The sequence below is a fragment of the Chryseobacterium sp. SIMBA_029 genome (assembly GCF_046535275.1).
Taxonomy (GTDB): Bacteria; Bacteroidota; Bacteroidia; order Flavobacteriales; family Weeksellaceae; genus Chryseobacterium.
The window spans coordinates 1-228 of the sequence record NZ_JAWRXA010000969.1 but is presented as its reverse complement, the minus strand read 5'-3'; the positions used below and the strand labels follow the sequence as shown (position 1 = coordinate 228).

General features: G+C 37.3%; 1 protein-coding gene. It reads right to left on the bottom strand.

The annotated features are described in order from the left end of the window. On the bottom strand, positions 1-228 hold a 228-nt coding region (locus SB679_RS26675; RefSeq protein ID WP_410705481.1), incomplete at both ends, for a hypothetical protein.

Below are 228 nucleotides of genomic sequence, written 5' to 3'. Positions count from 1 at the left end.
AATCGTTCCTTCTGGAACACCCGGGTCATTTTGTGCAACTTTATATAGACCTCCGTCTTTTTCATTAAACCAATTTAATACATCTCCTTTATTATCATTAGTCGCTCCTCCAGAACTACTATCAGCATCAGCATAGTCTACTTGGGTATCAATTCTATGCATCACATGATTAAAAGTTGAAACAAAAAATCCATTCATAGCCCCTTGCCAGAAATTACCTCCTGCTAA